Below are 20,897 nucleotides of genomic sequence, written 5' to 3'. Positions count from 1 at the left end.
CGGCGCCAGGATGGAAGCTCGGGAAGCGGGCTGCGGAGGAAGATCAGTCCAGCGCTCTCTTGAGCCGCATCTCCTCGATCTTGATGTCGCCCATCGGCACGGTCTTGGCGGTGTTGAGCTCCCGCTTGAAACCGGCCAGGTCGAAGAAACGCAGCGCGCGCTCGTTGCGCAGGGGAATCCACACGGTGACGGTGGTGCAGCCTTCCTCGACCAGGGCTTCGCGCGCGGCGTCCCACAGCGCCAGGCCGACACCCTGGTTCCAGTAGCCGTCATCGACGTAGATCGACCAGATCTCGCCGACGGTGTTCTTCGTGCCCTTGTCGCGCGAACGGTCGAAGCCGACGAAGCCGACGATTCTTCCGCCGTCCAGCGCCACCTGCACCTGCGGGTCGCCGAACTCGATGGCCTCGCGCCACATCGTCACGCGCTTGGCCAGGGGCATCTTGTTCAGGTGTTCGGCGGGGATCAGGTCGTGGTAGGCCGCCTGGCTGGCACTGACGTGCAGGTCGGCGATGGCCTGCGCCTCGCTCAATTTGGCGGGCCGGACTTCGTAGCTGGAGGAACTGGACATGGAAAAGAGGCGCGTCCACAGGACGGCCGCAAAAAAATCGGGGGAGCGCATTGTCGCCGCAAATGCCGGCCCGGCCCGTGCGGCCGACCACGGTGCCGGGCGGGTCAACCCAGGGTAAACCTCCCGTAAATCTGCGCCCGGCCGCGCCCGTGCCGGCGCGGCGCCGCTTACATTCGGCCTTGTTCTCCGAAGCTTCGCCACCGGTCCCATGAATACAAAACTGAAAAACCGGCGCCCTGCCCTGGCGCTCGCGCTGTGCGCCGTCGCCTTGCTCGTCGCCGGCGGGCTGTGGTGGCGCCACGGCAGGCCGCAGGCCGGCGACACGGCAGGACCGGGTGCGCCCGCCAGCGCCCCGGCGGGCGGCACGGGCGGCGGCCGCCGTTTCGCGGGCGCCAACCGCACACAGCCGGTCACCGTGGCGCCGGTGCGCAAGCAGGACGTGCGCGTGCTGGTCTCCGCCATCGGCACCATCACCGCGCAGAACACCGCGCTGGTGCGCACCAAGGCCGATGGCGAGCTCAAGGCCATCCATTTCAAGGAAGGCCAGATGGTCAAGGCGGGCCAGTTGCTGGCCGAGATCGACCCGCGCAGCTACCAGGTAGCATTGGGCCAAGCCCAGGGGCAGCTCGCCCGCGACCAGGCCCAGCTCGTCAACGCGCGGCTCGACCTGCAGCGCTACAAGGATCTGCTGGCCAAGGATTCCATCGCCAGCCAGCAGGTCGACACCCAGGCCGCGCTCGCGCGCCAGCTCGAAGGCACGGTGCAGGCCGACCAGTCGGCGGTGGACAGCGCGAAGCTGCAGCTTTCCTACACCCGCGTGACCGCGCCCATCAGCGGGCGGCTGGGGCTGAAGCAGGCCGACTTGGGCAACGTGGTGCACGCCAGCGACACCACCGGCATCGTCAGCATCACGCAGGTCCAGCCAATCGCGCTGGTGTTCGCCGTGCCGGAATTCAACCTGCCGCAGATCAACCGCAAGCTGCAGGCCGGCCAGCCCATGGCCGTGGAGGCCTGGGACCGCGAGCAGAAGACCCGCCTGGCCGTGGGCAAGGTCGCCACCATCGACAACAGCATCGACACCAGCACCGGCACCATCAAGCTCAAGGCCGAGTTCGCCAATGCCGACGGCTCGCTGTATCCGAACCAGTTCGCCAACGTCCGGCTGCAGCTCGATACCCTGGTCGGCGCGCTCACCGTACCCACGGCCGCCGTGCAGCGCGGCGCGCAGGGCACCTTCGTCTACGTCCTGCAGGACGACGGCAGCGTGGCCCTGCGCGTGGTGAAACTCGGCGCGACCGATGGCGACGCCACCAGCGTGCAGGGCAACCTGAGCGAAGGCGACAAGGTGGTGACCGACGGCGCCGACCGGCTGCGCGACGGCGCCAAGGTCGAAGTCATCACGCCCGCCGCGCGTGGTCCCGCCGCGGCCGGCAGCGACCCGGCGCCGCACCGGCGCAGGCCCGCATCGGCGGATGCCGCGGCGGCCACGCCGGCCGGCGTGGCCAGTGAAGCCGCCGCCGAACGCCCGCGCTGGATGGACCGGCTGCCGCCCGAGGTGCAGGCCAAGGTCCAGGCCATGAGCCCCGAGGAACGCCAGGCCTTCGTCCAGAAGCTGCGCGAACGCCGCCAGCAGCAGCCACAGGGCGGCGGCACCCCTTGAGCCTGCCCTCCGCCCAGTCGATGCCACGGCCATGAACCTGTCGCGCCTTTTCATCCTGCGGCCGATCGCCACCGCCTTGCTGATGGTGGCGATCCTCATCGGCGGCGCGCTCGCCTACCGGCTGCTGCCGCAGTCGGCCTTGCCCGAGGTCGACTACCCGACGATCCAGGTCACCACGCTGTATCCCGGCGCCAGTCCGGACGTGATGACGTCTTCGGTCACCGCGCCGCTGGAGCGCCAGTTCGGCCAGATGCCGGGCCTGTCCCAGATGTCGTCCATCAGCTCGGGCGGCGCCTCGGTGATCACGCTGCGCTTCACGCTGGCGATCTCGCTCGACGTGGCCGAGCAGCAGGTGCAGGCCGCCATCAACGCGGGCAGCAACCTTTTGCCCAGCGACCTGCCGATGCCGCCGACCTACAGCAAGGTCAATCCGGCCGATGCACCCATCCTCACGCTGGCCATCACCTCGCCCACGCTACCGGTGATCCGCATCCACGACCTGGTGGAAAACCGGCTCGCGCCCAAGCTCTCGCAGGTGGCCGGCGTGGGGCTGGTGGCCATCGCCGGCGGCGGCCGGCCCGCCGTGCGCATCCAGGCCAATCCGCAGCGGCTGGCCGCCCTCGGCCTGTCGCTCGACGACGCGCGCTCGGCAATAGCCGCGGCCAACGTGAACCAGGCCAAGGGCAGCTTCGACGGCCCGCTGCGCGCCTCGACCATCGACGCCAACGACCAGCTCAAGTCGGCGGCCGAATACGCGCAACTCATCATCGCCTACAAGAACGGCAACCCCGTGCGGCTCAGCGACGTGGCGGCCATCGTGGACGATGCGGAAAACACGCGCCTGGCCGCCTGGGCCGGCATGTCGGCCGACGACATGGCCAAGCCGCCACGCGCCGCGACGAATGCTTCCGCGGTGATCCTCAACATCCAGCGCCAACCCGGCGCCAACGTCATCCAGACCGTGGACCGCATCCAGGCATTGCTGCCGCAGTTGCGCGCCACGCTGCCGGCCTCGCTCGACGTGCAGGTGCTGACCGACCGCACCGTCACCATCCGCGCCTCGGTGCACGACGTGCAGTTCGAGCTGATGCTCTCCATCGCGCTGGTGGTGCTGGTGATCTTCGTGTTCCTGCGCAGCGCCCAGGCCACGCTGATCCCGAGCTTCGCCGTGCCGCTGTCGCTCATCGGCACCTTCGGCGTGATGTACCTGGCCGGCTTCTCGATCAACAACCTCACGCTGATGGCGCTGACCATTTCCACCGGTTTCGTGGTGGACGACGCCATCGTCATGATCGAGAACATCGCGCGCTACGTGGAAGACGGCGAGCCGCCGATGCAGGCCGCGCTCAAGGGCGCGAAGCAGATCGGCTTCACCATCATCTCGCTCACCATCTCGCTGATCGCCGTTCTGATCCCGCTGCTGTTCATGGGCGACGTGGTCGGCCGGCTGTTCCATGAGTTCGCGATCACGCTGGCGGTGGCGATCCTGATCTCGGCCGTGGTCTCGCTCACGCTCACGCCGATGCTGTGTGCCCGGCTGCTGAAACACACGCCCGAAGCCAGCCACGGCCGGCTGTACCAGGCCACCGGGCGGTTCTTCGACGCCACCATCGCGCGCTACGGCCGCATGCTCGACTGGGTGCTGGACCGCAGCTTCATCACGCTGCTGGTGTTCGTGGCCACGGCCGCGCTCACCGTGCTGTTGTACTTCATGGTGCCCAAGGGCTTCTTCCCGGTGCAGGACACGGGTGTGATCCAGGGCATCACCGAAGCCGCGCAAGCCACCTCGTTCCCGGCCATGGCCGAACGCCAGCAGGCGCTGGCCGAGGAAATCCTCAAAGACCCGGCCGTGCAGAGCCTGTCGTCCTTCATCGGCGTGGACGGCGGCAACGCCACCTTGAACGCGGGCCGCCTGCTGATCAACCTCAAGCCCAAGGAAACGCGCGGCGCCTCGGCCAGCGCCGTGATGCGCCGCGTCGCCGACGCCACGCGCCAGGTGCCGGGCATCGCCCTGTATATGCAGCCGGTGCAGGACCTGACCATCGAGGACCGCATCGCCAAGACGCAATACCAGTTCCTGCTGTCCTCGCCCGACGCCACGGCGCTGTCGAACGTGACCGGCCAGCTGGTCGAGCGCCTGCGCGCCCTGCCCCAGCTCGCCGACGTGGCCAGCGACCTGCAGGATCAGGGCCTGCAGGCCTACCTGGAGATCGACCGCGTGAACGCCGGCCGGCTCGGCGTGACGGTGGCGGCCATCGACACCGCGCTCTACAACGCCTTCGGCCAGCGGCTCATCTCCACGATCTTCACGCAGTCCAACCAGTACCGCGTGGTGCTCGAAGTGGCGCCGGGCTTCAAGTCGGGGCCGGATGCGCTGGCCGGGCTGTACGTGCCGGGCACCCTGAACGGCGTGACCACGCAGGTGCCGCTCGGCTCGGTGGCGCGCGCAAGCCAGCGCGCGGCGGCGCTGTCGGTCAACCACGTGGGCCAGTTCCCGTCGGCCACGATCTCCTTCAACACGCCGCCGGGTGTGTCGCTCGGCGCGGCGGTGGACGCGATCAAGGCCGAGGAGGCCGCGCTCGACATGCCGGCCAGCATGGAGACCAGCTTCCAGGGCGCGGCGCTGGCGTTCCAGGCCTCGCTGTCGAACACGCTGCTGCTGATCCTGGCCGCCATCGTCACCATGTACATCGTGCTCGGCGTGTTGTACGAGAGCACGATCCACCCGGTCACCATCCTGTCCACCCTGCCCTCGGCCGGCCTGGGCGCGCTGCTGGCGCTGCTGGCCACGGGGCAGGAGCTCGACATCATCGCGATCATCGGCATCGTGCTGCTGATCGGCATCGTGAAGAAGAACGCGATCATGATGATCGACTTCGCACTCGATGCCGAACGCGAGCAAGGTTTACCGCCGCGCCAAGCGATCCACCAGGCCTGCCTGCTGCGCTTTCGCCCCATCCTCATGACCACGCTGGCCGCGCTGCTGGGCGCGTTGCCGCTGATGCTCGGCACCGGCGTCGGCAGCGAACTGCGCCATCCGCTCGGTGTGACCATGGTCGGCGGGCTGATCGTGAGCCAGTTGCTCACACTGTTCACCACGCCGGTGATCTACCTCGGCTTCGCGAACCTGGCGCAACGCTGGCGTGATCGGCGAGATCGGCGCCCTGCGCGTCGCGAGGTCGTGGAATGAGCTTCTCCGCCGTCTTCATCCACCGGCCGATCGCCACTTCGCTGCTCACCCTCGGCCTGGCCATGGCCGGCGTGCTGGCCTTCTTCCGGCTGCCGGTGGCGCCGCTGCCGCAGGTGGATTTCCCGACGATCTCGGTGTCCGCCTCGCTGCCCGGTGCCAGCCCCGAGACCATGGCCGCCACCGTGGCCACGCCGCTGGAGCGCGCGCTCGGCGCCATCGCCGGCGTGACGGAAATGACGTCCTCGTCCTCGCTCGGCAGCAGCCGCGTCACGCTGCAGTTCGACCTGAACCGCGACATCGACGGCGCCGCGCGCGACGTGCAGGCCGCGATCAACGCCGCGCGCACCCTGCTGCCCACCAGCCTGCCGAGCAACCCGACCTATCGCAAGGTGAACCCGGCCGACGCGCCGATCATGATCCTGGCGCTGACCTCCGACGTGCTCACGCGCGGCCAGATGTACGACGCGGCCTCCACCGTGCTCGCCCAGCGGCTGTCGCAGGTGGAAGGTATCGGCCAGGTCAGCATCGGCGGGGGCGCGCTGCCGGCCGTGCGCGTGGAGCTCGACCCGAACCGCCTGGCCGCCAACGGCATCGCGCTCGACGACGTGCGCACCGCCATCACCGCCACCAACGCCAACCGGCCCAAGGGCTCGGTGGAAAGCGAAGATCGGTACTGGCAGATCGGCGCGAACGACCAGGCGCGCAGCGCCGCCGAATACGCGCCGCTGATCGTGCGCTACCGCAACGGCAACGCCGTGCGGCTGCAGGACGTGGGCGAGGTCCGCGATTCGGTGCAGGACGTGCGCAACTACGGGGCGGCCAACGGCAAGCCGGCGATCCTGCTGATCCTCAACAAGCAGCCCGGCGCCAACATCATCGAGACCGTGGACGAGGTGCGCGCCCTGCTGCCGCGGCTGCGCGCCTCGATCCCGCCGACGATCAACCTCGACGTGGTGATGGACCGCAGCCCGACCATCCGCGCCTCGCTGGTCGAGGTGGAACGCGCGCTGGCCATCTCCATTGCGCTGGTGATCCTGGTGGTGTTCCTGTTCCTGCGCAACGGCCGCGCGGCGCTGATCCCGAGCGTGGCCGTACCGGTGTCGCTGGCCGGCACCTTCGGCGTGATGTACCTGTGCGGCTACAGCCTGGACAACCTCTCGCTGATGGCGCTCACGGTGGCCACCGGCTTCGTGGTGGACGACGCCATCGTGGTGCTGGAGAACATCACGCGGCACATGGAGCGCGGAAAGACGGCCTTGCAGGCTTCGCTGGAAGGCGCGCGCGAAATCGGCTTCACCGTCGTCTCCATCAGCCTGTCGCTGATCGCGGTGTTCATCCCGATCCTGATGATGGGCGGCGTGGTGGGGCGGCTGTTCCGCGAATTCGCGGTGGTGCTGTCGGCGGCGATCCTGGTGTCGATGGTGGTGTCGCTGACCACCACGCCGATGATGTGTGCCGCGCTGCTGAAGACTCCGACGCCAACCGCGAAAACATCGAATGGGTGGGGCGCACGCATGCGGCGTTGGGCGGGCCGTCTCGAGACGCGGGTGCTGCGCCTGTACCGCCACAGCCTGGCCTGGGCGCTGCGCCACCAGCCGGTGACGCTGCTGGTGTTCGCCGCGGTCATCGGGCTCAACGTCTACCTCTATGGCGTGATTCCCAAGGGCTTCTTTCCGCAGCAGGACACGGGCCGGGTGACCGGCTTCATCCAGGCCGACCAGGCGACGTCGTTCCAGGCCATGCAGCAGCGGCTCGACCGTTTCCTGGCCATCGTGCAGGCCGACCCGGCCGCGGAGTCGGTGACCGGCTTCACCGGCGGCAGCCAGCGCAACACGGCGCAGATGTTCCTGTCGCTCAAGCCCCTGACCGAGCGCAAGGTCTCGGCCGACCAAGTGGTGGCGCGGCTGCGCATACGGCTCGCGCGCGAGGCCGGCGCCAACCTGTTCCTGAACCCGGTGCAGGACATCCGCATCGGCGGGCGCCAGTCGAACGCGGCCTACCAGTACACCTTGCAGGCCGATGCACTCGAAGACCTGCGCAACTGGGAACCGCGCATCCGCCAGGCGCTGCAGCGCCTGCCCGAGCTGGCCGACGTCAACAGCGACCAGCAGGACCACGGCCTGCAGACCTCGCTGGTGATCGACCGCGACGCGCTCGCGCGCCACGGCCTGACCATGGCCGCCGTGGATTCCACGCTCAACGACGCCTTCGGCCAGCGCCAGGTGGGCGTGATCTACAACCCGCTGAACCAGTACCGCGTGGTGATGGAGATTGCGCCGCAGTACCTGCAGAGCCCGGAGACGTTGCGCCAGATCATGTTCGTCTCGAACACCGGCGCCATGGTGCCGCTGGCCAGCTTCGCGCGCATGGAGCTCACCAACACCGCACTCGCGGTGAACCACCAGGGCGGCACGCCCGCCACCACGGTGAGCTTCAACCTGCCGATTGGCGTATCGCTCTCGGAGGCCACCGACGCGGTGAATGGCGCCATGGCCGAGATCGGCGTGCCGGTGTCGGTGCGCGGCACCTTCGCCGGCACGGCACAGGCGTTCGCCCAGTCGCTGAGCAGCCAGCCTCTGCTGATCCTGGCCGCGCTCGCCACCATCTACCTGGTGCTCGGCATCCTGTACGAGAACCTGGTGCATCCGCTGACCATCCTCTCCACCCTGCCCTCGGCCGGCGTGGGCGCGCTGCTGGCGCTGATGGCCACCGGCACCGAATTCTCCATCATCGCGCTGATCGGCGTGATCCTGCTGATCGGCATCGTCAAGAAGAACGCCATCATGATGATCGACTTCGCCATCACGCGGCAGCGTGGCGATGGCAGGGCCCATGGCCTCAGCGCCGCGCAGGCCATCTACAAGGCCTGCCAGCTGCGTGTGCGCCCGATCCTGATGACCACCGTGGCCGCGATCTTCGGCGCGGTGCCGCTGGCCATCGGCGTCGGCGACGGCGCTGAGTTGCGCCAGCCGCTGGGCATCGCGGTGGTCGGGGGGCTGATCCTGAGCCAGTTGCTCACGCTCTACACCACGCCCGTGGTCTACGTGGCCATGGACCGGTTGCGCGGGCGTGTGCTGCGCGCGGCGCGGCGCCTGTGCGGCCACGCCAACCCACCCGTCTTCGAGAAAATCGACCATGCTGCCTGAGCGAAGTTCCTACCTGAAGCCGGCCGGCCTGTTTGTGCTGGCCGCGCTGTCGGCCTGCACCAGCACACCGCCCTACGAACGCCCGGCCATGGCAATACCCGCCGCGTTTCGCGAAGCCCCGCTGTACGCGTCATGGCAGGCCGCGAACACGGCCGCCGCCGAGGTACCCGACGACTGGTGGAAGCTGTTCGGCGACCCGGCGCTCGATGCGCTGCAGGCCCAGGTGGCGCTGGGCAACCAGAGCCTGCAGTCCAGCGTGGCGCAGTACCGCGCGGCCCAGGCGACGCTGGCCTCCAGCCGCGGCGCGCTGTGGCCGAGTTTCGGCCTGGGCCTGGACGCATCGCGCAGCGGCAGCAACCGCAACGGCACCGGTACGACCACCGGCAGCACCGGCGCCGGCGTGAACAACAGCTTCAGCCTCACCGGCACGGCGAGCTGGGAGGTCGATCTGTGGGGCCGGTTGTCGGGCCAGGTCGATACCGCGCAGGCGCAGCTGCAGGCCAGCCGCGATGACCTGGCCGCAGCCGAACTCTCGGTGCGCGCCACGCTGACGCAAACCTATTTCTCGCTGCGGGCCGCCGAGGCCCAGTCCGCCCTGCTGCAGGACACGCTGGCCGCCTACCAGCGCTCGCTCGATCTCACGCAGAACCGCTACCAGGGTGGGGTGGCCTCGGCCGCCGACGTGGCCCAGGCGCAGAACCAGCTCAAGTCCACGCAGGCGCAGCGCATCGAAGCCGAAAGCAGCCGGGCCCAGCTCGAACACGCGTTGGCCGTGCTGCTCGGCCGCCCGCCCGGGGGCTTCAGCCTGCCGCGCACCGCGACCTTGCCCGCCGCACCGGACGCGCCGCTGCAGTTGCCCGCGCAACTGCTCGAACGGCGGCCCGACATCGCGGCCGCCGAGCGCCGCGTGGCGGCAGCCAATGCGCAGATCGGCGTGGCGCGCACGGCGTTCTTCCCCGCGCTCACGCTCTCGGCCAGCACCGGCTACCGCGGCAGCGTGCTGGCCGACCTGGTGCGCGCGCCCAACCTGGTCTGGTCGCTCGGGCCGGCCCTGGCGCTCACCGCGTTCGATGGCGGCCAGCGCCAGGCCGCAGTCGATTCGGCGCGCGCCGCCTTCGACCAAGCGACCGCCGGCTACCGCCAGGCCGTGCTCACGGCGTTGCAGGAGGTGGAAGACAACCTGGTCATCGCCGCCAGCCTGCAGGACGAGGCGGGCGTGTTGTCCGAGGCGCTGGTGGCCGCGCGGCGCGCGCTCGAAGTGACCGACAACCAGTACCGCGCCGGCACCGTGAGCTACCTCAACGTGGTCTCGGCGCAGACGGCGGTGCTGAGTGCCGAGCGCAGCCTGCTCGACGTGCGCAACCGGCGCCTGGCGGCCATCGGCCAGTTGCTGAAGAACATCGCGGGCCGCTGGGACCAGGCGCCCGTGGCGCTGCGGCCCTAAACTCCGGCGGCATGACCGACCCGATTGCCGACCCCGTCGACGGCCCGCCTCCTGCGCGCAAGCCCGCCGACGTTTTTACCGCCCGCCTGGTCTCCGGCGCCACTTTCCCGGCCCCGGCCGACCTGCCGCTGCTGGTGGCGGCCGAGCACGCTGGCCTCAACCCGCCCAGTTCCTGCCGCAACGGCACCTGCCGCACCTGCATCGCCCAACTGACGCAGGGCCAGGTACGCTACCGCATCCAGTGGCCGGGCCTCAGCGCCGAGGAGAAGGCCGAGGGCTACATCCTGCCGTGTGTGGCCTACCCCGTGGGGGACGTGGTGCTGCGCCTGGGCGTCACCTTCTGACGGGACTTTGAAGGCGGTGGGCCAGCCGGCCCAGCGTGGCCATCGCGTCTTCCAGCCGCTCGCTCCATGGGTGGCCGAAATTCAGACGCACGCAATGGCCGAAGCCGCGCCGCGCGGAAAAGATCGGGCCGGGCGCGATGCTGATGCCCAGCGCCAGGGCCTGCTGATGCAGCGCCAGCGTGTCGAAGCCCGGCGCAAACGTCACCCACAGGAAGTAGCCGCCTTCGGGCTGCGAGACCTGCACATCGGCCGGGAAATGCCGGGCGATGGCGGCCACCAGGCTGGCCTTCTGCGATTCGAGCATGTGCCGCAGCCGGCGCAGGTGTTTGTCGTAGCCGCCGTGCTGCAGGTAGTCGGCCAGCGCGGCCTGGGACGGCTGGCTGGCGCTGAGCGTGGTCATCAGCTTGAGCCGCTCGATCTTCTGCCCGAAGCGGCCCGGCGCCACCCAGCCCACGCGGTAGCCGGGCGCCAGCGTCTTGCTGAACGAACTGCAGTGCAGCACCAGGCCCTCGCGGTCATGCGCCTTGGCCGGTAGGGGTGGCTGGTGGCCGAAATACAGCTCGCCATAGACATCGTCTTCGATCAGCGGAATGCCGCAGCCGGCCAGCAACGCCACCAACTGGCGCTTCTGTGCGTCGCGCAGGCTCGCCCCCGTGGGGTTCTGGAACGTGGTCATGAACCAGCAGGCCTTGACCGGATGCCGCGCCAGCGCCTGTTCGAGCGCGGCCAGATCGAGCCCGTGGACGGGGTCCACCGGGATCTCCAGCGCGCGCATCTTCAGCCGCTCCAGCGCCTGCAGGCTGGCGTAGAAGCCGGGGGACTCGACGGCGATCAGGTCGCCGGGCTCGGCCACCGCGGCCAGGCACAGGTTGAGCGCCTCGATCGCGCCGCTGGTGACCACCAGTTCCTCGGCCGGCTGGGCCATGCCCAGTGCCAGGTAACGCCGCGCGATCTGCTGGCGCAGTGCGGCGCTGCCCTGCGGCAGGTGCTGCACGGTCTCCCAGGGCTGCATGAAACGCACGGCCCTGGCCATCGATCGGGCCAGCCGCTGCAGGGGGAACAATTCCGGCGAAGGAAAGGCCGAGCCCAGCGGCACGATGCCCGGCTGCTGCGCGGCGCCCAGCACCGAGAACACCAGTTCGCTCACGTCGATGTGCGCCGCCACCTCGGCCGGGGCAGGCGCGGGGCGCGGCGGCGGCACCGGCAAGGCGACGGCGCCGGTGACGTAGTAGCCCGAACGCTGGCGCGCGCGCACCAGTCCCTTTTCCTCGAGCCGGTAATAGGCCTGGAACGCCGTGGACGGGCTGACGCCATGCTGCGCCGTGAGGCTGCGGATCGAAGGCAGGCGGCTGCCCGGCGCCCGCCGGCCGGAACGGATGTCGGTGGCCAGCAGCTCGGCGAGCGTTTCGTAGCGTTTCATGCGGACCTCGGCGGCAACTGATCCCTAGATTTTTGCATTTCTGGCATCTGGTATGGTTTTTTAGGCGGCTTCTGCTGCTTACCGCCGGCCGCGAGCTCCGGCATGATGCGGCATCGTGAACATGAACCTGCGCCCCCTCCTCTTGCTGGCCGCGTGGCTGCTCCTCGGCCCGGCCGATGCGGCCCCGCCCGCGTTCGAAGACAGCATCGCCCAGCGCACGCTGGCCTGCACCGCCTGCCACGGCAAGGAAGGCCGGGCCGCGGCCGACGGCTATTACCCGCGCATCGCCGGCAAACCGGCCGGCTACCTGTACCACCAATTGCTCAACTTCCGCGACAACCGCCGCCACTACGGCCTCATGACGCAGATGGTCGACCCGCTGAGCGATGCCTACCTGATGGAGATCGCGCAGTATTTCTCGAGCCTCGACCTGCCCTATCCCCTGCCGCAGCCCAGCAGCGCCGGCGCCGAGGTGCTGCGGCGCGGCCAGCAACTGGCGGTACAGGGCGACGCCGCGCGCCAGGTGCCGGCCTGCGCCCAGTGCCACGGCGCGGCCCTCACCGGCGTGGCGCCGAACATTCCCGGCCTGCTCGGCCTGCCGCGCGACTACCTGAACGCCCAGCTCGGCGCCTGGCGTACCGGCCAGCGCCGCGCGCATGCGCCCGACTGCATGGCCGCGGTGGCGACGCAACTCGCACCCGAGGACATCAACGCCGTGACCAACTGGCTCGCGGCGCAACCGCTGCCGGCCGACACGCACCCGGCTGGCGCCATGCTGGCCCTGCGGCCCGGCGCACGCGCCATCGCCTGCGGCAGCGCGCCACAGCCGGCGGGGACGCGGCCATGAGGAACCATCCCCACGTTCGCGCACGGCATGCAGCGCCCTGCCCCCCAATGGGGCGCTTCATGCCCTGGGAAGGCCCGGCCGTATGAAAAAACTGGGCATCAGCCTGCTGGCGGCCTGCGCCGTGGCCATCACCCTGGCCGCCTGGGTGTGGCACCTGAACCTGCGCGACGAGCCGGATCTGTCCATGCCCTCGGCGGCCGTACCGGCCAGCCCCGAGTTGCTCGCGCGCGGCGCCTATCTGGCGCTGGCCGGCAATTGCGCCAGTTGCCACACCACGCGCGGCGGCGTGCCGTATGCGGGCGGGCGCGGCATCGAGACGCCGTTCGGCACGGTCTTCACCAGCAATCTCACCCCCGACGTCAAGACCGGCATCGGCGCCTGGACGCCGGCCGAGTTCTGGCGCGCCATGCACAACGGCCGCGCCAGGGACGGCAGGCTGCTGTACCCGGCCTTTCCGTACACCAGCTACACCGAGATCAGCCGCGCCGACGCCGATGCGCTCTACGCCTACCTGCACAACCTGCCGGCCACGGAACAGCCCGCCACACCCCATACCGTGCGGTTCCCCTACAACCAGCAGCCCGCCCTGGCCGTGTGGCGCGCGCTGTATTTCACGCCCGGTGCGCCACCTGCCGACGCCGACCGATCGGCCGAATGGAACCGCGGCGCCTACCTCGTGCGCGGCCTCGGCCACTGTGGCGCATGCCACACCGCGCGCAATGCGCTAGGCGCCACCGACGACCGGCTGAACCTGGCCGGCGGCATGATCCCGATGCAGAACTGGTACGCCCCATCGCTGACCTCGCCGCATGAAGCCGGCGTGGCCGGCTGGCCGCGCGAGGACATCGTGCGCCTGCTGCAGACCGGCGTGGCGCCGGGCGGCTCGGTCCTCGGCCCGATGGCCGAAGTGGTGCTCAAAAGCACGCAGCACCTGAACGAAGGCGACCTGGGCGCGATGGCCACCTATCTCAAGGCCTTGCCACAGAGCGACGAAGCCCCGGTCAGCGCTGCCGTCGACAGCCGGGTCGCGGCGCGCGGCAGCCGTCTCTACGAGCAACACTGCGCGCAATGCCACGGCGAACAAGGCCAGGGCGTGCCCGGCGCCTATCCCCCCCTGGCCGGCAACCGCGCCGTGACCATGCCGAAGGTGGCGAACCTGGTGCAGGCCGTGCTGAACGGCGGCTACGCCCCGGCCACCGCAGGCAACCCGCGGCCCTACGGCATGCCGCCCTTCGTGCTGGTGCTGAACGACGCCGACGTGGCCGCCGTGCTCACCCACGTGCGCAACAGCTGGGGCAACCAGGCCGGCGGCGTGGCCGAGGTCGAGGTGAACCGGCTGCGGGCGGGACAGGGGCGCTGAGCCGGTCTTCTTAAGGCGCAGTTTTCATCGCGCAAAGCGCCGCCGGTACTCCGCCAGGCTTACCCCCAGGCGCCGCCCGAACGCCCGCCGGAAGCCGTCCACGTTCGCATAACCCACCATGTCGGCCAGGCGCTTGGCGGGCAGGTCGGTTTCCTCCGCCAGGCGGCGCGCCGCGTCGATCCTGGCTTGCTCGACAAAATCCGCTGGCGTGGTCCCGGTCTCGCTGCGGAAGATCCGCGCGAAATTCCTGTCGCTCATGCCGGCGACCGAGGCCAGCACCGGCACCGACAGATCGTCCTTCAGGTGCGCGAGCACGTGGTCCTGCACCTCGCGCACGCTGGAGCGCTCCGCCGTCTGCGCCGCCAGGTGGGCACTGAACTGGCTCTGGCCGCCGGGCCGTTTCAGGAACATCACCAGCTCGCGCGCCACGCGCAGTGCGAGCTCGCGGCCATGGTCTTCCTCCACCATCGCCAGCGCCAGGTCCATGCCGGCCGTCACCCCGGCCGAGGTGAAGAGCCTGCCGTCCTGCACGTGGATAGCGTCCGCTTCGACGCGCGCCGCCGGACAGGCCGCCGCCAGCCGCGCGGTGGCGTTCCAGTGCGTGGCCACGCGTTTGCCCTCGAGCAGCCCGGCCGCCGCCAGCACGAAGGCGCCGGTACAGACCGAGCCATAACGCCGCACGGTGCGGGCCTGGCGCCGCAGCCAGTCCTGCAGCTTCGCGTCGCTGGCCATGTCCTCGATGTCGGGGCTGCCGGCGATGAGCAGGGTATCGATGGCGCCGCGTTGCGTGGCCACCGTCGCGTCCACGGCCATGCGCAACCCGCCGCTGCTGCGCAACATGCCGCCCTTGGCGCCGATCAGTTGAACCCGGTAGGCATCGGGCCTGCCGAGCTGGCGCGATGCCTCCTGGAAAACATCGGCCGGCCCGGCGACGTCGAGCAGCTGAAAACGGGGAAAGGCGAGGATGGCGACGCGCATTGGCGGAGATGGCCCGGTGTTTGGCAGGAAACGCCGCGGGTTTGGAACGATGGTGCGGACAGTCTGGCAGAAACTATCTATCCATGCAAATTCTGCCAGAGGAGTCCGTTTTGCAAAGTCCTTCCATCCCCCCGGCTTCGGCCGCCCTTCGTCCGCCCCGCGAAGCCTCGGTGCGAAATCTGCCGGTGAACCTGTTCGCCTCGGTGATGGGACTCTCGGGCCTGGCTCTGGCGTGGCGCATCGCGCACCAGGGCCTTGGCGCACCGGCATGGATCGGGGAGGCCATCGGCGCGCTGGCGGTCGGCGTCTTCCTGCTGGTCGCGTGCAGCTACCTGCTGAAGTTCGCCCGGCACCGCGAGGCCGTGGCCGCAGAATTCCACCATCCCGTGTCCGGCAACTTCTTCGGCACCATCGTGATCTCCCTTCTGTTGCTCTCCGCCATCGTGGGACCCTACCAGCCCGCCGCCGCGCAGGCCTTGTGGAGCGTGGGCCTGCTGGCGACGCTGGTGCTGTGCTTCGTGGTGGTCTCGCGGCTGCTCAAGGGGCAGGTGGACGCGTCGCACGCCGTGCCGGCCTGGATCATCCCCTGCGTGGCCACGCTAGACATCCCCGTCACCGGCGCCCAGATGCCGATGGCCTGGACCTCGGAGGTCAATCTGCTCGCGGCCGCGATCGGGGCCGTACTGGCTCTGGTGCTCTTCGGGATGATCGTCAGCCGCCTGGTGCACCACCATCCTCTGCCGGCCGGCATGGCGCCGTCGCTGATGATTCTGGTGGCCCCGTTCGCCGTGGGCTTCCTGGCGTACAGCAACATCGTCGGCGAAATCGACCGCTTCGCCGCGCTGCTGTTCTATTTCGCGCTGTTCATGTTCGCCGTGGTCGCGCCCAAGGTGTTCCGCCCGGGCGTCCCGTTCTCCCCGGCCTGGTGGGCCATCGGCTTTCCGATGGCGGCCCTGGCCAATGCCGCGTTGAAGTACGCCGCGCACCGCGCCAGCGCGCCGCTGTGGCTGCTGGCCATGCTGCTCCTGGGTGCGCTGAGCCTGGCCCTGGCGGTCCTCACAGTGCGCACCGTGCAGATCGCGCTCAACGGGAAACTGTTGGCCTGAGCCGGCCGCCCGGTGTGGGAGTCAGGCCGCTACCTTGGCCGAATGGCCCGGCGCGGAGCGCTCCAGCACATAACGCATCATCGACTGCGCCAGTTCGTGCTCGCCGAGGAACACCTTGCCCGCGTCTTCCTCCTCGAGCAGGCGCGCCTCGGTCTCGTTGTGCGTGCGCACCACGGTCTCGATGGCGGGATTCAGGGCCCGCGCGGTGGCGATCATCTGGCGCACGTTGAGCGAATCGGGCGTGGCGATGACGAGCATGCGCGCGTTGGCGATGTGGGCCTGGATCAGCACCGCGGGCTCGGAGGCGTCGCCGTACACCGCGGCGATCCCTTCCGCGCGCAGCTTCTCGACGACCTCGCGGTTCTGCTCGGCCACCACGAACGCGATGTGGTGCGCCTGCATGGCGCTGGCGATGCGCCGGCCGACGCGGCCGTAACCGACCAGCACCACCTGGCGTGACAGGTATTTCTCCTCCGTGGTGGTGGGCAGTTCGGCCATCGGGTCGTCGCGCGCCTCCAGCCGGCGCGCATACGCCGACTTGGCCAGGATCCATTGCTGCAGCGGCTCGACCATGGTGAAGGTGAGCTGGTTCAACGCGATGGAGATCAGCGCACCGGCCAGCACCAGGCTCTGGCCCTCGGGCGGCAGCAGCCCCATGGAGGCCCCCAGGCCGATCAGGATGAACGAGAACTCGCCGATCTGCGCCAGGCTGGCCGACACGGTGAGCGCCGTGTTCAGCGGATAACGGAAGGCCAGCACCAGCAGGCCGGCCGCCAGCGACTTGCCGACCACGATGATGCCCACCACCGCCAGCACCTGCAGCGGCCGCTCGACCAGCACCCACGGGTCGAACAGCATGCCGACCGAGACGAAGAACAGCACGGCGAAAGCATCGCGCAACGGCAGCGATTCCTCGGCCGCGCGGTGGCTGAACTCGGACTCGCGCATCACCATGCCGGCGAAGAAAGCACCGAGCGCGAACGACACGCCGAACAGCGCCGTGGAGCCGAAGGCGATGCTCACCGCCGCGGCCACCACGCACAGCGTGAACAGCTCGCGTGAGCCGGTGCGCTGCACCTGCCACAACACCCAAGGGAAGAAGCGCCGGCCCACCACCAGCATCAGCGCGATGAAGCCGCCGACCTGCAGCAGCGTGAGGCCGAGCGTGCGCCACAGGCCCGAGAAATCACCGCCGCCGTTGCCGGCCAGCATGCCCCCCAGCGGCGGCAACAACACCAGCACCAGCACCATCGCCAGGTCTTCGACCACCAGCCAGCCGACCGCGATGCGGCCGTTGAAGCTGTCGAGCACGCCCCGGCCTTCGAGCGCGCGCAGCAGCACCACCGTGCTCGCCACCGACAGCGACAGCCCGAACACCAGCGCGCCGCCGAGGTTCCAGCCCCACCAGTGCGCCAGCCCCATACCCAGCGCCGTGGCCACCGTCATCTGCACCACGGCGCCCGGCACGGCGATCTTGCGCACGGCCAGCAGGTCGTCGAGCGAGAAATGCAGGCCCACGCCGAACATCAGCAGCATCACGCCGATCTCGGACAGCTGGCTGGCAATGCTGGCGTCGGCCACGAAGCCCGGCGTGAACGGCCCGATGACCACGCCGGCCAACAGGTAGCCCACGAGCGCGGGCAGTTTCAGCCGGACGGCGAGCATGCCCAGCACCAGGGCGAGGCCCAGGCCGGCGGCGATGGTGCTGATGAGGGAAACACTGTGGGGCATGTGTGGCAATTTACTACATTGCCTCTGGAACAGACCCCACGCGGGGCTTTGTCTTCAGCGCCGGCGGCGGCGCTGGGCGGTGACCGCCATCATCGACAGCCCCATGAACACCAGGGCCAGCGAAGCGGGCTCCGGTACTTCGACGGCCATCTGGTAAGGGCCGAAGCTGGCGCTGTTGGCATTGGTGCCGAGCACCGCGCTGTAGTTGGACTGGCCGGCCACGCCGAGTGCAAGCAGATCGTCCGACCACGACCAGAAGATGTCGTTGGCACTGGTGGATTCGATCTCGATCCAGTAGGTGGTGTTGGCCGCCAGCTGGAACGCGCTGACCGGTGCGAAGCCGTAGGCCGCGAAGCCGCCGGTGGCGACATCGGCGCTCGACAGGCTGCCGAGCGAAACCAGTTCCGCGCCCGGGGCGTTCGCGCCGTCGGCATGCAGGCTGACCCTGATGTCGCCGACGATGGCCGTGCTGCCGTTGCCTAGCAGGGCCTTGAATCCGGTGAGGAAGCCCGAGCCGTTGGCGCCGGTGTTGAACGAATTGGCGATCGGGCCGTAGCTGTAGATGGGATCGGAGCCGACCTGGCTCGCACCGAGGTTGTCGTAGACCGGGCTGGCCTGGGCCGCCACGGCGCACAGCGCGAAGCCAGCCACGACGGTGGACGCGGCGCGCAGGATGTTTGGCAAAGAGAAAGACATGTGAATTCCTGGATATAGGTGAGACGGGGTCGATGTCGCTTCGAAAGCAGTCAGAGCAGGGGATCGCTGAGGCCGTCGGCCCCGGTCTCCACATGGCCGGCGAACTGCGCGAAGAAACGTGCGTCGGTGCTGGCCGTCACCGCCAGGTCGTACCAGCGCGAGGTGGTCTGCAGGCTCCAGTCGGAACGGAAGCTCGCGCCCGGCGCCACGGTCTGGTGCGAGGTGGCGTTGGTGTAGCGGTCGGTGATGGTGACCGTGGTCGATGCCGTGCCGGCATTGGTCACCACCAGCGACAGGCCGCCGCCGATGGCGTCGTACACCGTGCGGCAGGCCAGCTTGGCCGCAGAGGCTTCGACGCTGCCCGCGAACGCGCGGTAGAAGCCGTTCGGCCCGTGCACCGCGACGTCGTAGGCGCCGCCCGTGGCCGCGGTGAAGGTGTCGGCGAGCGATTTGCCGCTCTCCACGGTATAGCCCCAGGGGCCGGTGGAATCGCCGGCCCTGGTCCCGTTGGCGGTGCGCACATGCAGCCAGGCACCGGCCCGGCCGGTGTTGGTGAAAGTCAGGCCGAACGTGAGGTTGCCCGGCAGAGCGCGCCAGTCGACCTGCAGTTCGTAGGGCAGTGCGCGCGCCAGGCGCTGGCCCGGCTCCTGCACCGGCATCACCTGATTGGACGGCAAGGCCGGCACATAGGTCGCGTACTTCTTGCCGGCGACGATGTCGGACTGGGGCGCGGCGAGCGTGGCCGTGCTCGGCAGCCGCGCGGCCGAGGCGTTGGCGATGGAGAAGTCCAGTGTGCTGGTCAGGTCGCCGCAGACGGCGCGGCGCCATGGCGTGATGTTGGGCTCGATCACACCGAAGCGTTTCTCGATGAAGCGAATGATCGAGGTGTGGTCGAAGGTCTGCGAATTCACCCAGCCGCCCTTGCTCCAGGGCGAGATCACCAGCATCGGCACGCGTGCGCCAAGTCCGTACGGGCCGGCCATGTAGCTGGCGCTGGCACCGGGATACAGCTCGTTGGCGGTGCTGACGGTGGACAGGCCTTGCGCCGCCGACGCCGGCGCCGTCGGCGCGACCACGTGGTCGAAGAAGCCGTCGTTCTCGTCGAAGCAGATGATGAACACCGTGCTGGCCCAGACGGCCGGGTTCGACGTGAGCGCGTTGAGCACGTTCTGGATGTACCACATGCCATAGCTCGTGGGCCAGTTCGAATGCTCGCTGTAGGCTTCGGGTGCGGCGATCCACGACACCTGCGGCAGCGTGTTGTTCATCACGTCGTTCTTGAGCTGGTCGAAGAACGTGCCGTTGTTGAAGGCGCCGCCGTTGAGCATGTTGGTGCCGGTGCGCGCCTTGTCATAGAGCGGGCTGCCGGGCTGGGCCGTGCGGTACTGGTTGAAGTACAGCAGCGCGTTGTCGCCGTAGTTGCCGATGTAAGGGTTCTGGCCGTCCCAGCCCCAGCTGCCGGCCGCGTCCAACCCATGGCCGATGTCCTGGTAGATCTTCCAGGAGATGCCGGCCTGCTGCAGGCGTTCGGGGTAGGTGGCCCAGCCGTAGCCGGCCTCGGCGTTATTGACCACGGGCCCGTTGGGCGCGGTGCCGTTGCCGCCGGAGGTGAGCGGGATCACACCAGGTGTGCTGCCGGTGTTTGGCACGTCGATGCCGCCAGGCAAGGTGCCGTTCTGGCCACACCAGCCGCTCCACAGGTAGTAGCGGTTGGGATCGGTCGAGGCCATGATCGAGCAGTGGTAGGCGTCGCAGATGGTGAAGGCATCGGCCAGCGCGTAATAGAACGGAATGTCCGCGCGCTGCAGGTAAGCCATGGTGCTCTTGCCCTTGGCCGGCACCCAGCGGTCGTTATGGCCGTTGTTCCAGGCGGTGTGCGCGTCGGACCAGCCGTGCGGCAGACCGGTGAGGAACTGCTGGCCGAGATTGGCTGCGGTGGGGTGGAACGGCAGGACGGTGTTGGGCGTCTGCGGCACGCCCTGGCTGTTGAGGTTGGGTTGCTGGAACACGGAGTTGCCCGAGCCATAGAGCTTCACCGCACGCGGATCGCTGAAGCCACGCACGCCGCGCAACGTGCCGAAATAATGGTCGAAGGAGCGGTTCTCCTGCATCAGCACGACGATGTGCTTCACGTCCTCGATGGTGCCGGTGGTGCCGGCGGCGGGAATCGCCAAGGCCTGCTTGATGCTGTCGGGCAGCGCGGCCGTGGTGCCGAGGGCGGCCATGCCGCGCAGGATGGCGCGGCGATCGATGGTGGTCATGGGATTCCTCCTGTTGGATGTCGGTTTTGTGGGGGGCACCTTCGGGATTGTGTAGACGGGGTATTTCAAAGCCGTGTCAGCGGTGCGCAAAACGCGGGCGTAAAAAAACCCGCACGAGGCGGGTTTTCCAGAGTCGAAGTACA

General features: G+C 69.3%; 14 protein-coding genes. 8 read left to right on the top strand and 6 right to left on the bottom strand.

Going from position 1 to position 20,897, the window contains the following annotated elements:
• Positions 1 to 43 precede the first annotated feature (43 nt).
• A complete protein-coding gene (locus RD110_RS06450) occupies positions 44 to 571 on the bottom strand; it encodes a GNAT family N-acetyltransferase (RefSeq protein WP_076204495.1) in 528 nt (175 codons plus the stop codon).
• A 208-nt stretch (positions 572 to 779) separates the two neighbouring features.
• On the opposite strand from RD110_RS06450, the gene RD110_RS06445 reads away from it, so the two are divergent.
• The 5 genes from RD110_RS06445 to RD110_RS06425 are packed head-to-tail and all read left to right on the top strand — an operon-like array spanning position 780 to position 10,355.
• On the top strand, positions 780 to 2,231 hold the full coding sequence (locus RD110_RS06445) for an MdtA/MuxA family multidrug efflux RND transporter periplasmic adaptor subunit (RefSeq protein WP_076197778.1): 1,452 nt from the start codon (positions 780 to 782) through the stop codon (positions 2,229 to 2,231).
• Between the two features lie 31 nt (positions 2,232 to 2,262).
• The gene (locus RD110_RS06440; RefSeq protein WP_076197776.1) at positions 2,263 to 5,421 is read left to right on the top strand and encodes an MdtB/MuxB family multidrug efflux RND transporter permease subunit; all 3,159 of its coding nucleotides are present in this window, start codon (positions 2,263 to 2,265) and stop codon (positions 5,419 to 5,421) included.
• Positions 5,418 to 8,567, top strand: a complete 3,150-nt coding sequence (locus RD110_RS06435) for a multidrug efflux RND transporter permease subunit (RefSeq protein WP_076197774.1) — start codon at positions 5,418 to 5,420, stop codon at positions 8,565 to 8,567. Before RD110_RS06440 ends, RD110_RS06435 begins: the two co-directional genes overlap by 4 nt.
• Complete coding sequence (locus RD110_RS06430) at positions 8,557 to 10,011, top strand: efflux transporter outer membrane subunit (protein WP_076197772.1); 1,455 nt, start codon at positions 8,557 to 8,559, stop codon at positions 10,009 to 10,011. The genes RD110_RS06435 and RD110_RS06430 overlap by 11 nt, the downstream gene beginning before the upstream one ends.
• An 11-nt stretch (positions 10,012 to 10,022) precedes the next feature.
• Positions 10,023 to 10,355 carry a 2Fe-2S iron-sulfur cluster-binding protein gene (locus tag RD110_RS06425; protein ID WP_083686124.1) on the top strand — a complete coding sequence of 111 codons (333 nt, stop codon included), beginning with the start codon at positions 10,023 to 10,025 and terminating at the stop codon, positions 10,353 to 10,355.
• Here the strand turns inward: RD110_RS06425 and RD110_RS06420 are convergent.
• A complete protein-coding gene (locus RD110_RS06420) occupies positions 10,345 to 11,775 on the bottom strand; it encodes an aminotransferase-like domain-containing protein (protein WP_076197770.1) in 1,431 nt (476 codons plus the stop codon). The genes RD110_RS06425 and RD110_RS06420 overlap by 11 nt on opposite strands.
• 121 nt (positions 11,776 to 11,896) lie before the next feature.
• Between RD110_RS06420 and RD110_RS06415 the strand changes: the two genes are divergently transcribed.
• Entirely contained in the window at positions 11,897 to 12,622 is a 726-nt protein-coding gene (locus tag RD110_RS06415) for a c-type cytochrome (protein ID WP_076197768.1), read from the top strand.
• A gap of 82 nt (positions 12,623 to 12,704) precedes the next feature.
• The gene (locus tag RD110_RS06410) at positions 12,705 to 13,982 is read left to right on the top strand and encodes a c-type cytochrome (protein ID WP_076197766.1); all 1,278 of its coding nucleotides are present in this window, start codon (positions 12,705 to 12,707) and stop codon (positions 13,980 to 13,982) included.
• Between the two features lie 24 nt (positions 13,983 to 14,006).
• Here RD110_RS06410 and RD110_RS06405 read toward each other — a convergent pair whose 3' ends face one another.
• On the bottom strand, positions 14,007 to 14,960 hold the full coding sequence (locus RD110_RS06405; RefSeq protein ID WP_076197764.1) for a GlxA family transcriptional regulator: 954 nt from the start codon (positions 14,958 to 14,960) through the stop codon (positions 14,007 to 14,009).
• A gap of 110 nt (positions 14,961 to 15,070) precedes the next feature.
• Between RD110_RS06405 and RD110_RS06400 the strand changes: the two genes are divergently transcribed.
• Entirely contained in the window at positions 15,071 to 16,066 is a 996-nt protein-coding gene (locus RD110_RS06400; protein ID WP_239467188.1) for an SLAC1 anion channel family protein, read from the top strand.
• Positions 16,067 to 16,087: 21 nt separating this feature from the next.
• Here RD110_RS06400 and RD110_RS06395 read toward each other — a convergent pair whose 3' ends face one another.
• From RD110_RS06395 to RD110_RS06385, 3 genes are read right to left on the bottom strand one after another with little or no spacing between them, the layout of a single operon-like run.
• Positions 16,088 to 17,797 (bottom strand): cation:proton antiporter domain-containing protein, encoded by a 1,710-nt coding sequence (locus tag RD110_RS06395; RefSeq protein ID WP_076197760.1) that lies wholly within the window; start codon positions 17,795 to 17,797, stop codon positions 16,088 to 16,090.
• Positions 17,798 to 17,851: 54 nt separating this feature from the next.
• A complete protein-coding gene (locus tag RD110_RS06390; RefSeq protein WP_076197758.1) occupies positions 17,852 to 18,493 on the bottom strand; it encodes a choice-of-anchor R domain-containing protein in 642 nt (213 codons plus the stop codon).
• 50 nt (positions 18,494 to 18,543) lie between these two features.
• Positions 18,544 to 20,754, bottom strand: coding sequence for a phosphocholine-specific phospholipase C (locus RD110_RS06385; protein WP_076197756.1), 2,211 nt, complete (start codon positions 20,752 to 20,754; stop codon positions 18,544 to 18,546).
• Between the last annotated feature and the right edge of the window lie 143 nt (positions 20,755 to 20,897).

Origin of the sequence: Rhodoferax koreense, from assembly GCF_001955695.1 — a bacterium.
GTDB classification, from domain to species: domain Bacteria; phylum Pseudomonadota; class Gammaproteobacteria; order Burkholderiales; family Burkholderiaceae_C; genus Rhodoferax_B; species Rhodoferax_B koreensis.
Note: the sequence above shows the minus strand (reverse complement) of the source record. Positions and strands in the feature narration are given on the sequence as shown.